At 69.0% G+C, this 12,493-nt stretch carries 12 protein-coding genes; 5 read left to right on the top strand and 7 right to left on the bottom strand.

Annotated elements, in window-relative coordinates; translation table 11 throughout:
- Nucleotides 1-25 precede the first annotated feature (25 nt).
- Together ACIA12_RS20895 and ACIA12_RS20890 are read right to left on the bottom strand one after the other, a co-directional pair.
- The gene (locus ACIA12_RS20895; RefSeq protein WP_396368676.1) at nucleotides 26-1,369 is read right to left on the bottom strand and encodes an MFS transporter; all 1,344 of its coding nucleotides are present in this window, start codon (nucleotides 1,367-1,369) and stop codon (nucleotides 26-28) included.
- Between the two features lie 78 nt (nucleotides 1,370-1,447).
- A complete protein-coding gene (locus ACIA12_RS20890) occupies nucleotides 1,448-3,283 on the bottom strand; it encodes an FAD-binding oxidoreductase (RefSeq protein ID WP_396368675.1) in 1,836 nt (611 codons plus the stop codon).
- 95 nt (nucleotides 3,284-3,378) lie between these two features.
- Here ACIA12_RS20890 and ACIA12_RS20885 point away from each other — a divergent pair, with 95 nt between their 5' ends.
- From ACIA12_RS20885 to ACIA12_RS20875, 3 genes are all read left to right on the top strand, one after another.
- The gene (locus tag ACIA12_RS20885; protein WP_396369381.1) at nucleotides 3,379-4,011 is read left to right on the top strand and encodes a TetR/AcrR family transcriptional regulator; all 633 of its coding nucleotides are present in this window, start codon (nucleotides 3,379-3,381) and stop codon (nucleotides 4,009-4,011) included.
- Nucleotides 4,008-5,549, top strand: a complete 1,542-nt coding sequence (locus tag ACIA12_RS20880; protein WP_396368674.1) for a glycerol-3-phosphate dehydrogenase/oxidase — start codon at nucleotides 4,008-4,010, stop codon at nucleotides 5,547-5,549. Before ACIA12_RS20885 ends, ACIA12_RS20880 begins: the two co-directional genes overlap by 4 nt.
- A gap of 80 nt (nucleotides 5,550-5,629) precedes the next feature.
- The gene (locus ACIA12_RS20875) at nucleotides 5,630-6,670 is read left to right on the top strand and encodes a DUF4328 domain-containing protein (RefSeq protein WP_396368673.1); all 1,041 of its coding nucleotides are present in this window, start codon (nucleotides 5,630-5,632) and stop codon (nucleotides 6,668-6,670) included.
- A 13-nt stretch (nucleotides 6,671-6,683) separates the two neighbouring features.
- On the opposite strand, the gene ACIA12_RS20870 is transcribed toward ACIA12_RS20875, so the two are convergent.
- Together ACIA12_RS20870 and ACIA12_RS20865 are read right to left on the bottom strand one after the other, a co-directional pair.
- Nucleotides 6,684-7,448 carry a protein phosphatase 2C domain-containing protein gene (locus tag ACIA12_RS20870; RefSeq protein ID WP_396368672.1) on the bottom strand — a complete coding sequence of 255 codons (765 nt, stop codon included), beginning with the start codon at nucleotides 7,446-7,448 and terminating at the stop codon, nucleotides 6,684-6,686.
- A gap of 4 nt (nucleotides 7,449-7,452) precedes the next feature.
- On the bottom strand, nucleotides 7,453-8,364 hold the full coding sequence (locus ACIA12_RS20865) for an NAD-dependent epimerase/dehydratase family protein (RefSeq protein WP_396368671.1): 912 nt from the start codon (nucleotides 8,362-8,364) through the stop codon (nucleotides 7,453-7,455).
- A 75-nt stretch (nucleotides 8,365-8,439) separates the two neighbouring features.
- On the opposite strand from ACIA12_RS20865, the gene ACIA12_RS20860 reads away from it, so the two are divergent.
- Nucleotides 8,440-9,051, top strand: coding sequence for a pentapeptide repeat-containing protein (locus ACIA12_RS20860; RefSeq protein ID WP_396368670.1), 612 nt, complete (start codon nucleotides 8,440-8,442; stop codon nucleotides 9,049-9,051).
- A gap of 97 nt (nucleotides 9,052-9,148) precedes the next feature.
- Here the strand turns inward: ACIA12_RS20860 and ACIA12_RS20855 are convergent, their stop codons facing one another.
- Both ACIA12_RS20855 and ACIA12_RS20850 read right to left on the bottom strand, forming a co-directional pair.
- The gene (locus ACIA12_RS20855) at nucleotides 9,149-9,790 is read right to left on the bottom strand and encodes a VanZ family protein (RefSeq protein ID WP_396368669.1); all 642 of its coding nucleotides are present in this window, start codon (nucleotides 9,788-9,790) and stop codon (nucleotides 9,149-9,151) included.
- 292 nt (nucleotides 9,791-10,082) lie between these two features.
- The gene (locus ACIA12_RS20850; RefSeq protein WP_396368668.1) at nucleotides 10,083-10,802 is read right to left on the bottom strand and encodes a G5 domain-containing protein; all 720 of its coding nucleotides are present in this window, start codon (nucleotides 10,800-10,802) and stop codon (nucleotides 10,083-10,085) included.
- A gap of 98 nt (nucleotides 10,803-10,900) precedes the next feature.
- On the opposite strand from ACIA12_RS20850, the gene ACIA12_RS20845 reads away from it, so the two are divergent.
- On the top strand, nucleotides 10,901-11,368 hold the full coding sequence (locus tag ACIA12_RS20845; protein ID WP_396368667.1) for a GNAT family N-acetyltransferase: 468 nt from the start codon (nucleotides 10,901-10,903) through the stop codon (nucleotides 11,366-11,368).
- On the opposite strand, the gene ACIA12_RS20840 is transcribed toward ACIA12_RS20845, so the two are convergent.
- Nucleotides 11,362-12,444, bottom strand: a complete 1,083-nt coding sequence (locus tag ACIA12_RS20840) for an aldo/keto reductase (protein ID WP_396368666.1) — start codon at nucleotides 12,442-12,444, stop codon at nucleotides 11,362-11,364. The two genes, ACIA12_RS20845 and ACIA12_RS20840, sit on opposite strands and share 7 nt — an antisense overlap.
- Nucleotides 12,445-12,493 lie beyond the last annotated feature (49 nt).

Here is a 12,493-nt window from a genome sequence, read left to right as displayed (position 1 = left end):
GCGCTACTGCCCGAAGATCTCGTGATCAGGTCTCGTCGGTGGGACCCGGTCCAGTGGGTAGCTGAGTGTTGAGGGGCGCCGTGGTGGGTGGCGTGCCGGCGTCGGCCTCCGGCGGGCTGGTGTCGGCGCCGGCGGTCGGACGCAACCGCAGGTAGAGCAGTGCGGTGGGCGACAAGATCACCGCGGACGCGACCAGGGCAGTCGTCAGCGAGGTGCGGTTTCCGAGCGCGCCGAGGGGTGGGCCACCGACGACCTGGCCGATGGCGTCGGCCTGACCGTTCAGCGACATCACGGTGGCGCGGGACTGGGAATCGACGTTGCGGTTCAGCCAGGACGTCTGGATCGGCAGCGCGACGGCGACCGCCGCGTCGCGTAACCACATCGCGGCAAGTGCCACCCACAGGTTGCCGAACACTGCCAGCCCGGCGATACCGGCGACCTGAAGCACCGTCAGCAAGGCCAGCAGGCCGTTCGGGTGGAGCGAGTTGACCCGCTCGGCGGAGACCTTGTTGACCACCAGCGAGGTGGCCAGCGAGAGCACGGTGCTGATCAGCGCGAAGACCGCGAACCAGATCGCCGGGGAGGTCTGCCCGAACAGGCTCGGCAGGCCTAGATCGTTCAGGACCCGGACCGTCCAGAGCCGGTCGAACGCCTCGCTGGACAGGCCCGCCAGGATGCTGATCAGGAAGAAGTAGCGGACCACCGGGCGGCGACGGGCGGCCTTCAGACCCTCGACGAGGGTCGACGTCAGATGGGTGAAGGTGTCGCGGTCGCCCTTCGGGGTCGGGCTGAAGTTCCGTTCCGGCATCACGGCGAGCATCGCCACCGCAAGCATCAGGAAGCCGATTCCGGAGACCACCATCGGCAGCCGCAGGCTTATCAGGCCGAGGCCACCCGCGGTGACAGTTGCCAGCACGGTCGCGGTGAGGTGGATCTGCTGCTCCCGGGTGAAGACCGGAGTCACCCCGTCCTCGCCGATCTCGTCAGTGATCCAGGCCTCCAGCGCACCGGAGGTGAAGGTGTAGCCGACGCCCCAGATCACCTGTGCGATCAGTACCGCGGCGAAGGTGGGCACCGATGCCTGCAGCAGGAAGGCCGGGCCGATCAGCAACAGCCCGACGATGATCGACAGCCGCCGGCTGACCAGGTCGGCGACGACGCCGGTCGGTACCTCGGCCAGGAAGACGGTGGCTTCCAGGACCGTGCCGACCAGCACCATCTCCAACGGGTTCAGCCCTACGTCCTTCACGTAGTACACCAGGCTGAGCGTGAAGGTCAGCACGTAGAAGAACGACGAGAAAGCGTTCAGCAGGTAGTAGGTGCGAACAGGCTCGGCGGGCCGAAGTGGACGTCGAAGAACCGTCAGCACGGCAGGTCACTCCCGGGCGCGTCGAGGTGGCAGGGGCCAGCCGCACACGCTAACGCACCCGTCGTGGACGGCCCCGGACTACTGGTGCTTCTCGGTCGGTTTGGGAGGGATGAGGATGCCTGGGTTGAGGATGCCGTTGGGGTCGAGTGTCTGCTTGATTGCTTGCAAGGACTCAATGGCCAGTGGGCCGACTTCGGTGACGTAGGCATCGCGGTGGTCGGTGCCGACGGCATGGTGATGGGTGATCGTGGCGCCCGCCTTGGCGATCGCCTGGTTGGCCGCGGCTTTCGCCTGCCGCCACTGCGCGACGGGATCGTCGGTCTGGGCGGAGATGACGGTGAAGTAGAGCGAGGCGCCGGTCTCGTAGACGTGGGAGACGTGGCAGAGCACGATCGGCGGGGTGCCTTGGCCGGACAGCTCGTTGACCAGGGCTTCCGTGACGGCCGCCTTCAACGCGGGGAGGGTCGACCAGAAGCCGGCCGTCTCGAGCGTCTCGACCAGCGCGCCCTCGTCGAGCAGGGGATCGCGGAGATACGGAGCCCGGTACCTTCCTTGGCGCCACGTCTCGCCGGGTCCCTCGCCGAGGTACTCGCCACCGGCGGCCGTCAGCACGTCGGCCAGCTCGGCACGGCGGGTCGGCGTACGGGCGCCTTCGAAGCCGACGATCGCGAGCACTCCGCCGGAGCCGCCGCCGAGTACGTTGGGGTCGGCCAGGTTGATCGCCGTCTCGGCTTCGTCGGACAGCCGCAGCACTGTCGGCAACGGGCCGTCCTGGGCCAGCCGGCGGATCGCGGTGAGCCCTTCGTCGAAGGTCGCGAACCGCCAGCCCTCGAAGGTGCGCTCGGTCGGGCGCGGCCGAACCCTCACCACAACGCTGGTGATGATGCCCAACGCCCCCTCCGACCCGAGGAAGAGCTGCCGGAGATCCGGCCCGGCCGCCGACATCGGCGCCCGTCCCAACTCGATCGTCCCGCGCGGAGTAGCCACGGTGAGCCCCACCACCATCTGATCGAACCGCCCGTACCCCGCCGACGCCTGCCCACTGGACCGCGTCGCCGCATACCCACCGATGCTCGCGCCCTCATACGACTGCGGAAAATGCCCCAGCGTGTATCCCCGCTCAGCCAGCAACCCCTCGGCCGCCGTCGCCCGCACACCCGCTTCGATCGTGGCTGTCCGGGAAACCTCGTCGATCTCCACCAGCCTGTCCAGCCTGCGCAGGTCGACGGCGACAAACGAGGTGCCTTGCGGCGCAAGCCCACCCACCACCGAGGTCCCACCCGCATACGGAACCACCGCGATACCCCGCTCGGAGCACACACCCAAGAGCGCCTGCACGTCCTCATGCGACCCCGGATACACAACCGCGGCAGGCATATCGCTGGTGTCACCCGCCCGATACCGCAACAGATCCGGAGTCGAATACCCCCGCGTATGCGCCCACCGACTCGCAAAGTCAGTCACCACATACTCACCACCAAGCACCCCCACCAGCACCCCCATCTCCTCCCCACCAAGCTCCCACCCACCGCCCGCCCCGCCCGCCCCGCCCGCTCCGCCCGCTCCGCCGTGCCCACCCGCTCCACCCGCCTCGCGGTGCCCACCCGCTCCACCCGGCCCGCCGGCCTCGCCGGCTCCGCCTGCCTTGCCTGGCCCACCGGCTCCACGCGCCTCGCCCGGCCCGCCCACTCCGCCTGGCCCGCCGGTTCGATGCGCCTCGCCCGCTCCGCCGGGCCCGCCCGCCTCGCCCGGCGCGCGCTCCTCAACCCCGCCGTCCGGCGCTGGAGGCGCTGGGGGGCGGACTCCTAGGTGTTTGAGCGCTTCGAGGGCGGCTGCGGGGAGTTCTACTGCTTGGGCGGGGTCGCCCCAGCGGCCGGGGGTGAGGTTGACCACCGGGAGGTCGGACTCGGTCATGGTGGGCTCCCCATCTGTGGTGTTCGGAGGTAGCGTCGCCGAGGGACCGGACACCTCTTGCAGTCGGCGAAGTCGCTGATACACTCTGACGTGTGATGTCTCAGCGTAGCAGCGAATCCGACACCTCCTCCAGCTCGACCGGATCGTCGCGCCCGACGCCGGCGAACGCGATCGGCGAGGAGCGGATCCTGGACGCGGCCTACGAGTTGCTGCTGGCGATCGGCATGCGGCGGATGACGATGGCCGACATCGCCCGCCACGCGGAGGTCTCCCGCGCCACCCTGTACCGCCGCTGGCCGAACGTACAGGCGGTGGTCGCCGCCCTGATGACCCGCGAATGGACCACTGCGCTGGTCTCCGCCTTCCAGCCCGACGCTGTCGACGGCCGCGCCCGCCTGGTCGAGGGCGTCGTCGAGGTGGTCGCGAAGACCCGCACCCACCCACTGATGCGCAAGATCATCGAGCTCGACCCCGAGTTCCTCACGCCGTACCTGCTGGAGCGCCGCGGCAGCAGCACCGTCGCGCACCTCGCGCTGGTGAAGGCCGGCATCGAGTCCGGTCAGGCCGACGGTTCGATCCGCGAGGGCGACTCCGACTGGCTGTCCCGGCAGATCATCCTGGTCTCGCTCGCCTCCGCGGTCTCCGGACCGGTGCTCGCCGAGCCGAAGGAGTACCCCGAGCTCGACGAGGAGCTGCGGGTGATGCTCACCAGGTACCTGACGCCATGATCGCGGTCGGCAACGCCAGCCTCAACGCGGCCCGGCGGACTCGCGAGCTCGAGTGGCTCGACACGGCCGGCCGGGTCGACGTCCTCGTCATCGGCGGCGGCGTCACCGGCACAGGCGTTGCCCTCGACGCGGCTGCCCGTGGCCTCACCGTCGCGCTGGTCGAGAAGCACGACCTCGCCTTCGGCACCAGCCGCTGGAGCTCGAAGCTCGTCCACGGTGGCCTGCGCTACCTCGCCTCCGGGCACGTCGGCATCGCCTATGAGAGCGCCGTCGAGCGCGGCATCCTGATGAAGACGACCGCGCCTCATCTCGTCCATCCGGTGCCTCAGGTCGCGCCTTGGTTTCCCGAGGCGCGATTCGCCCAGGCGGCCTTGTTACGCGGCGCATTCCTCGGCGGCGACGTGCTCCGCACCTTCGCCCGTACCAGCGACGACCACCTGCCGCACTCCCGCCGGGTCAGTTCCGCGGAGGTACTACGGTACGCACCGACCGTCCGCCCGCAGGGTCTCCGCGGCGGCTTCCTCACCTGGGACGGTCAGCTCTACGACGACGCGCGGCTGGTCGTCTCCATCGCGCGCACCGCGGCATCGTACGGAGCCCGCATCGTCACGCACTGCGCCGCCGAGCAGGTGACCGGGCGGGGAGCGGTGCTGGTGGATCAGCTGTCCGGCCGGCGGATCGACCTCGACGCCGGGATCGTCGTCAACGCGACCGGCATCTGGGCCGATCAAGTTGCCTCAGGCATCAAACTCCGGCCGAGCCGGGGGACGCATCTGGTGCTGCCGCAATCCGCGTTCGGTGGGCTGTCCGCAGTACTGACCGTGCCGGTGCCGGGGGAGTTGCGACGGGTGGTGATGGCGATCCCGGCGCCTGATGGACGGGTCTATGTCGGGCTGACGGATGAAGAGGCGCCTGGTCCGGTCAGTGATGTTCCACGGGCAACGGACGCCGAGATCGACTTCCTGCTGTCGACGATCAGCTCGGCTGTGCGGGTGCCGTTGACGCGTGACGATCTGCTCGGCAGCTACGCGGGTCTGCGGCCGCTGCTCGACACCGGCCATCACAAGGGGCTGGACAAGACGGCGGACATTTCGCGGCGGCACGCGGTGATCACGAGTCCCGACGGGGTGGTGACGATCGTGGGCGGCAAGCTCACGACGTACCGGCGGATGGCGCAGGACACGCTCGACACTGCGCTCGATCAGTCGTCGGTAGAGGTGCGGCGGCCGTGTCTGACGCATCGGATTCCGCTGGTGGGGGCCGCGAGCCGGGTGCAACTGGCTGCGGTCCGGGCGCCTTCGCGCTTCGTCGATCGGTACGGCGTGGAGGCGACGGACGTGATCGCGGTGGAGCCGGAGTTGCTCGCGCCGATCGCGCCGGGGTTGGCGACGACACATGCGGAGCTGCGCTTCGCAGTACGGCATGAAGGGGCGCTGACCGAGGACGATCTGCTCGATCGGCGGACCCGGATCGGGTTGTCCGCGATGGATCGCGCGCTGGCGCTGCCGGCGGCACGAGAGGCTTTCGCCGCCGTCTGAGGTTTGCCGCTTTTGGCCTGTGGACAACTCCTCTCCGCTCCCGCCAACGGGTTAACTTTGTCAGTGGGGAGGTGAGGTCGGTGAGTCAGCCGTATCCGGGGCCGCCCGGCTACCACCCGGCGCCGTATCTGGGGATGCCGGTGCGGACGTACAAGCCGCTTCGGCAGATCACTGTCGTCTTCCTGGTCCTGATGGTGCTGACCACGCTCGTCGCCATCCTCCAGGCGGTGCTGATGTGGCGTTCGTACGACGACGTGAAGCGGCTCGTGTACGGGCTGCTCTCCGAGGACGAACTCGCGCGCGGAGTGGAGTCGATCGGCAACGCGGGTCCATTGCTCGACCTGATCAGCCTGCTGGTGCCCGCGACCGGCGTCTTCTTCGTGATCTGGCTGTGGAAGGCGCGGGAGAACACGGAGTTGTTCGCGCCGTCCTCGGGCGTCAGCTACCAAGGGGCCAAGCGGCTGGGTGACGGCGTGCATCGGCGCGAGCAGGGTTGGGTGATCGGCAGCTGGATCTGCCCGATCGTCCAGTTCTGGTATCCGCTGCAGGTGGTCGAGGACGTGGTTCGTGCCAGCGAGCCGCCGGGCCGGCCCGGCCAGGCGAAGTCGTCGCGGGGGTTGCTGTACGGGTGGTGGGCCGCGTGGACGACGTTCTGGCTGATCATCGTCGGCGGGAGCGGCTTCGCGCTGGTCAGTTTCGTCGTCTGGGTGGTGCGGCTGGTCCATCGCAAGGAGGTGGCCGACGCGACCGGGGACTATGTGGACATCTACGACCTGCAGAGCTTCATGGTCCGGACAGCGCTCGGCGTGAACATCGGCTTCACCGTCGCCGCCGTGCTGCTCGCTGTCGCCGGGGTGATGATCGTCCGGCTGATGTTCCGCACCAACGCCTGGCAGGACGAGCGAATGGCACCACCACTCACCGACCCCCCACCCGGCCCCCCGCAGTACGCTCCCCGCCCACCCGACTTCCCGTCGTACGCCCCCTACCCGCCACCGCCTTCGGCGCCCTATCCGCCGTCGTCCCCCGTGCCCGACCCACCGACGTCTTCCGTGCCCTACCCGCCGACGTCTTCTGTGCCCAACCCGCCGCCTTACGCGCCGTCGCCGCGTCAGCCCTGACAGCGGCTCGCGCCTACCCTCGCCTTGGCAGTCGGCAGAGGACCGCGGTTGCGTCGTCGTGGCGTTTGCCCCGGAAGGTGCCGACGGGTGCCTCCGCGTCGTACCGCCTGACCCTGTCGATCAGAGTTTGCGGGCCGGCGGTCACGAGGGTGTCGACCAGGTCTTCCCACGGATGGCCGTAGCGCTCGGAGTAGCGGGAGGCGCCGTCGGTGAGGAGAGCGATCAGCTCGACCGCCGCGCGTTCCGTAGTACCGGCGACTGCTTCGTATGCCGCTTTGGGTTCGGTGCTCGCGACCCAGAATCCACCCGGCTGGTTGCGCAACCGGCGTACGGCCTCGAACGTGTACTCCGGCAGCAGATCGACCCGGTTGTCGGCGAGCACCGTCACCCGCCGATCGGTGGCACGCAGCACGATCGGCGAATCGGCCAGTACCAGGTGCTCGACCTCGTCGTCGCCCACCCGCACCATCGCGACGGTCGACGACGGGCTGTCGGGATTGGTCAGATCGCAGGTATCCACATGCTCAGCCCGCACTGCATTGATCGCGTCCGCGAGCAGATCGGCGAGCGGCGCCTCGGATCGCCCAAGCAGCGGGAGCGCCAACTGCGTCGCCAACCGAGCGACCAGCCAGGCGACCGAGTGCACGCACCCCGACTCGATCCCCTTCGGCGCGGTCGCCCCATCCAGCACCACCACGAAGTCCGGCCCACTGACCACCAGATCCTCGTTCGGCCCTTCCCGATCCGGCGCCGGCTCACAAACCGACCAGATATCCACAACCTCATTCTCGGGGGCGGGCGGTCCAGGTGTCGGTGAGGGACTGGTCGAGGGGGATCTTGCTGGACCAGCCGAGGTGTTTGCTGATCAGGGTCGTGTCGGCCTGCTGCCAGGCGACCGCGTCGGCGGGAGAGCCCGCGTGGCCGGCGTGCGCCTCACCCTCGACGATCTTCGTCTTGGTTCCGCTGACCTCGATCAGCTTGTTGACCGCGTCGCGGGCCAGCGTCGCCTTGCCGGAACCGACGTTGAGTACCGGCGGCAGCTTGCCGTCCGCCGTCGCGACCGCCAGCACGGCTTCGGCGACGTCCCGTACGTCGACGTAGTCCCGCCACGCCTCGAGCGACCCGAGCTGGATCGTGTCCGTCGTGCCGAGCTGGCGGAGCACCCGGCCGAACAGGGTGCTCGGTGGCGAACCCGGCCCGGTGATGTTGAAGGAGCGCAGCACGACGGCGTCGGCGCCGTTGCGCTGCGCCCGCAGTACCAGCTCGGAACCGGCCAGCTTCGTGAACCCGTACGCCGCTCCCGGCCGGAGCTCGGCCTGCTCGTCCTGGCTCGTACCGCGCGGCGCACCGCCGTACTCCGCCGCCGAACCGATCTGGATGAAGCGCGCGTTGCTCGCGTGCCCGTTCATCGAGGAGAGCAGCGACTGGACGGCGACCACGTTGCCGCGGGTGAGCTCGAGGACATCGCCATGGGTGGCGGCCGCGGCGTTGACGATCACCGTCGGCTTGTACGCGCCCAGCTGGGTGTCCAGCGCGAAGCAGTGCCCGCTGGCCAGGTCGAAGCGCCGATGCGGATCGCCGGTCGACCGCGTGAACCCGCGATGCTCGATCCCGCGCTCCGCCAGCAGCCGGCAGATCGCGCCGCCCAGGAAGCCGCCCGCGCCGAACACCATCACTCGCTCTGATCCGGTCACATCAGCCATCCTCCCGGTCGGTCTGAACATTGTCGGTGGCACAGGGCAAACTGCTGGAAAACCAAGAGGAGTGCGATGGCTGAGCGCATGGGTGGCCGGGCGGCGCCCAAGACCGAGTCCACGATCCGCGACTGGGACGACGCCGATCCGTCCGGGCAGACGTACACCCGGGTGTTGTTCATCGACTCGGACCTGACCGAGGTGAACAACCGTCGCGGGGTGTTCGAGGAGTGCGTGTTCCGCGGCGTCCGGTTCAACGCGTCGGTGCACCACGAGGCGGCGTTCGTGAACTGCACCTTCGTCCGGTGCTCGTTCTTCGACAGCACCTTCACCCGGTGCAAGTTGATGGGCAGCATGTTCGACGACTGCTCCTACAACCTGATGAAGGTCGAGGGCGGCGACTGGTCGTTCGTCGGCCTGCCCGGGGCGAACCTGACCGGGGTCGAGCTCAGCGGCACGAAGCTGCGCGAGGCCGATCTCACCGGATTGCGGGCCGGCAAGGCGGTACTGCGGAACGTAAACCTGTCCGGCGCCTCGATGCAACGCGCCGACTTCACCGGCGCGGACCTGCGCGGATCCGACCTCTCGACCCTCGATCCGCTGACCGTCACGCTCAGGGACGCGATCGTGGACCTGCCCCAGGCGATCGTCATCACCACCTCACTAGGCCTGGAGGTCCGCCCCTGATCCGCGGCTCGCCTGTGGATATCTCCAGGGTTATGACCCGTCATCCCCCGGTTTACCCACAACCTGTGGATAACTATCCGGCCGTACGGTGAGCTGGTCACCGCGCCCGCGCGACCGGTCGGGCCTCGGCCAAGGACGGAGCCAGCGCGGGGGCCAGCTCGGCTCGGCGATGGCGTGCGGCCGGGCGCCTGACGAGCATCGCGCCGTGCTCCACGACGTACCCGGGGTTCGTCAGCGTGATCGGGCGGGTGGCGGCTCGCAGCGCGACCTGCAGCCCCGCGGCCAGGGCGACTCCGGCGAAGGCGCCGAGCGTGTTCGCGATCAGGTCGTGCAGCTGACACGACCGGCCGAGCGGCGCGATCAGCGCCTGGATCGCCTCGACCGCCGCGGACATCCCGATCCCCGCCGCGATCCCGTCGGCGGGCCGTCCGTTCGCCAGCGTCAGCAGCCCGGCGGCCGGGATGAACAGCAGGACGTTGAGCAGGCCTTGCAGTGAGGTGAGCCCGCCGGTGGTCGTCAGGTGCGTGCCGCAGGTACCGATCCCGGGTAATCGATGGCTGGTCGGACTGAGCGTGGCCGCGAGGATCAGCGCGAAGGCGGCGGGCATCAGCAGCGCCGCGCCCCTGGGGACGAGCTCACCGGGCCGGCGGGCCGACGAGATGGCGATCGGAATCGCCATCCCGGTCAGCACGACCCAGGTGTCCAGCAGGTGCGGAATTCCGCGATAGGTCTCGAGCACGCGTCCGGAACCTCCGTAGTCGACCGGCCCACGCAGTCCCGGTAGGTCTCCGCGCGATCACGTCGTCAGTGGTTTTCCCGATGTCTCTTCCTCCACAGAGACTCCGGCGTCCACTCCACCGACCGCTAGGTCACTCAGAACATCTGCACGCACCCGCAAACAAACAGTGAGTTCCCCGTGACAATCCGTACGGGAACTGTCACGCCACCTCCCTATCGATTGCATCCGGCAACCAATTTAGTAGCCGAAGGCAACAGATCCGGCAGCCGGCCGGACCAGGCGCCGTCGGAGGTCAGCCGTCCTCGCAGCCGATTCCGTCGTGGTCCGCGTCGAGGCGGTAGATGTCCGAGCCGATCACCTCGACCGGGCCGGCGACGTACGCCGGACCGTTGCCGCTGCCACCTTCACAGTCGACATCACTGGCGATCGGGACGCACCCCGTGTAGTTCGGGTCGCAGCCGCCGCTCGACTCCTTCTTGGTGCCGATCGACGTGACCTGGGTGACCGGTCGCACGGTGATCGCCTCGCGGAGGAGTCGCCGCCCGGTCTCGCGACCGTCGGTGTAGGTGACCGCGTAGGTCAGCTCCTTCTTGCCCTTCACCCCGCGGGTGGTGACAGCCTTATCGCCCTGCGGCCGGTCGGGGTCCCGCACGTTCTTCTTGCCGAACGCCACCGACCTGATCACGACGACGTTCTTGGTCACCACCACCGGTACGGCCTTGGTCGCCTTCGGAGTCGCCACCGGCGTCGAAGGCAGCACTGGCGTGCTCGGCGGCGACAAAGACGGTATCGATGCCAGCGTCGACGGCGGCTCGGTCGACGGCCCACTCGACGGCTCGGTCGGCGGTCCGGTCGGTGCCGGGGCGGCGTACGGGCTCGTAGTACCGGAGGCCCGGCCTGCCACTCGTTGCGGCGCCAGATCGGCCCCGCATCCGGTCAGTGCGAGTCCCAGTACGAGTCCCAGCGCGATCAGCAGTCCCCCCGCTGATCGGTCAGCTCTTGCCCCCCACATACTTCACATCCACACTTCAGTTTTCATCTCCACACGATCTCCCCGTACCGCACCCGCGACCAGACCTCGGAGCTACCGAAATCATCACGCGCCTGGAGATGACGTCCCCCGATCAACTCGTCCCGGGGGAGCTGTCGGACGTGGGTCTCGACCTGATCGAGGTGGGCCAGGAGGAGGCGCCCGTCGTCCGGTCGACCTATGTGCGGATCTGGGAGCCGTTGAAGGCGCACGGGCGGCTGGAGTGGAGCGACGAGGAATGGGCCGCCGAGCTGTCCCACCCCGCGATCCGGAGCTGGCTTGCCCGGGTACAGGGGGAGACGGCGGGCCTGCTGGAGTTGGAGGTCAGCGTCGACGGTGAGGTCGGCATCGTGGTGTTCGGGCTCGTTCCGGCGTACCAGGGGAGAGGACTCGGAGCCATGTTCCTGACCCGGGCGACGGAGTTGGCGTGGCAGCTCGGGCGGCCGACCAAGCGGGTGTGGCTGCAGACCTCCTCCGACGACCATCCCCACGCGCTTGGGAACTACCAGAGCCGCGGCTACCGGGTCATCTCGGCTGAGCCTCAGTAGCGGACGTCGCTCTGCAGGAGTGGCGGGTAGACCGTCGACGGCACCCCGTCGACCGTGGCGCCGGCGAACTGGAGCATCGCCCGCGGCGCTCCGTGCATCGGGGCGGGGTAGTCGAGAGTCGGCGCCGAGACCTCGTCCAGAGTGCTCAGGTGCTCGGGTGTCAGGGTCACGGCGAGGGCAGCGAGGTTGTTCTCGAGGTGCTCGACCCGGCGGGCTCCCACGATCGGTACGACCGTGCCTTGGCGGGCACGCAACCAGGCCAGTGAGACGGCGGCCGAGGTGGTGCCGAGTTCGTCGGCGATCTCGGCGACGGCTTCGATGACGACGTACTGGGCCTCGGTGGGGCTGCCGACGTACGCGGTACGGGCCGAGTCGGTGACCTCGGTACCGCGGCGGTACTTGCCGGAGAGGAAGCCATGCGCCAGCGGGCTGTACGGCGTCAGCGCGATGCCCTGGTCGAGCGCGAACGGAGCGAGCTCGCCCTCGACCGTGCGGGTCAGCAGGGAGTACTCAACCTGGAGCACGATCAGCGGCGTCCAGTTCTTCAGGAGGGCCATCGTCTGCGCCTGGGCGGTGAACCAGGCGGGCGTGTTGGAGAAGCCGATGTAGCGGATCTTGCCGGCCCGGACGAGGTCGTCGAGCGTGCTCAGCGTCTCCTCGATCGGGGTGTGGCGGTCCCAGTTGTGCAGGTAGTAGACGTCGAGGTAGTCGGTCTGCAGGCGGCGCAGCGACTCGTCCAGCTGCGCGCGGATCGAGGTCCGGCCGGCGCCGCCGCCGTTCGGATCGCCGGGGAACATGTTGCCGAAGAACTTGGATGCGAGTACGACGTGCTCGCGGCGGCCGGGCCGCGCGGCGAAGTAGTCGCCGAGGATCTTCTCCGAGTGGCCGTTGGTGTAGAAGTTCGCCGTGTCGATGAAGTTGCCGCCGAGGTCGAGGTAGGTCGCGAGGATCTTCTCGGACTCCTCGACGGTGGTCCCGGCACCGCCCGGATCCTCGCCGAACGTCATCGCGCCGAGCGCGAACGGGCTGACCCGGAGGCCGGAACGGCCGAGGGTTAGATAGTGGTCGAGTTGCATGATCATGCTCCTAGGTGCTTCGAAGGTGACCTCTCTATCGAAGCCTCTG

This window comes from Kribbella sp. NPDC051620, from assembly GCF_044453825.1.
GTDB lineage: Bacteria > Actinomycetota > Actinomycetes > Propionibacteriales > Kribbellaceae > Kribbella.
Note: the sequence above shows the minus strand (reverse complement) of the source record. Positions and strands in the feature narration are given on the sequence as shown.

What these genes read in the sequence shown, in the direction of transcription:
- ACIA12_RS20890 (WP_396368675.1), bottom strand. Translation starts at nt 3,283, where the DNA reads ATGACCGAGTCCGACCTCCCGGTGGTCAACCTCACCCCCGGCCGCTGG.
- ACIA12_RS20885 (WP_396369381.1), top strand. Translation starts at nt 3,379, where the DNA reads ATGTCTCAGCGTAGCAGCGAATCCGACACCTCCTCCAGCTCGACCGGA.
- ACIA12_RS20880 (WP_396368674.1), top strand. Translation starts at nt 4,008, where the DNA reads ATGATCGCGGTCGGCAACGCCAGCCTCAACGCGGCCCGGCGGACTCGC.
- ACIA12_RS20860 (WP_396368670.1), top strand. Translation starts at nt 8,440, where the DNA reads ATGGCTGAGCGCATGGGTGGCCGGGCGGCGCCCAAGACCGAGTCCACG.
- ACIA12_RS20850 (WP_396368668.1), bottom strand. Translation starts at nt 10,802, where the DNA reads ATGTGGGGGGCAAGAGCTGACCGATCAGCGGGGGGACTGCTGATCGCG.
- ACIA12_RS20845 (WP_396368667.1), top strand. Translation starts at nt 10,901, where the DNA reads ATGACGTCCCCCGATCAACTCGTCCCGGGGGAGCTGTCGGACGTGGGT.
- ACIA12_RS20840 (WP_396368666.1), bottom strand. Translation starts at nt 12,444, where the DNA reads ATGCAACTCGACCACTATCTAACCCTCGGCCGTTCCGGCCTCCGGGTC.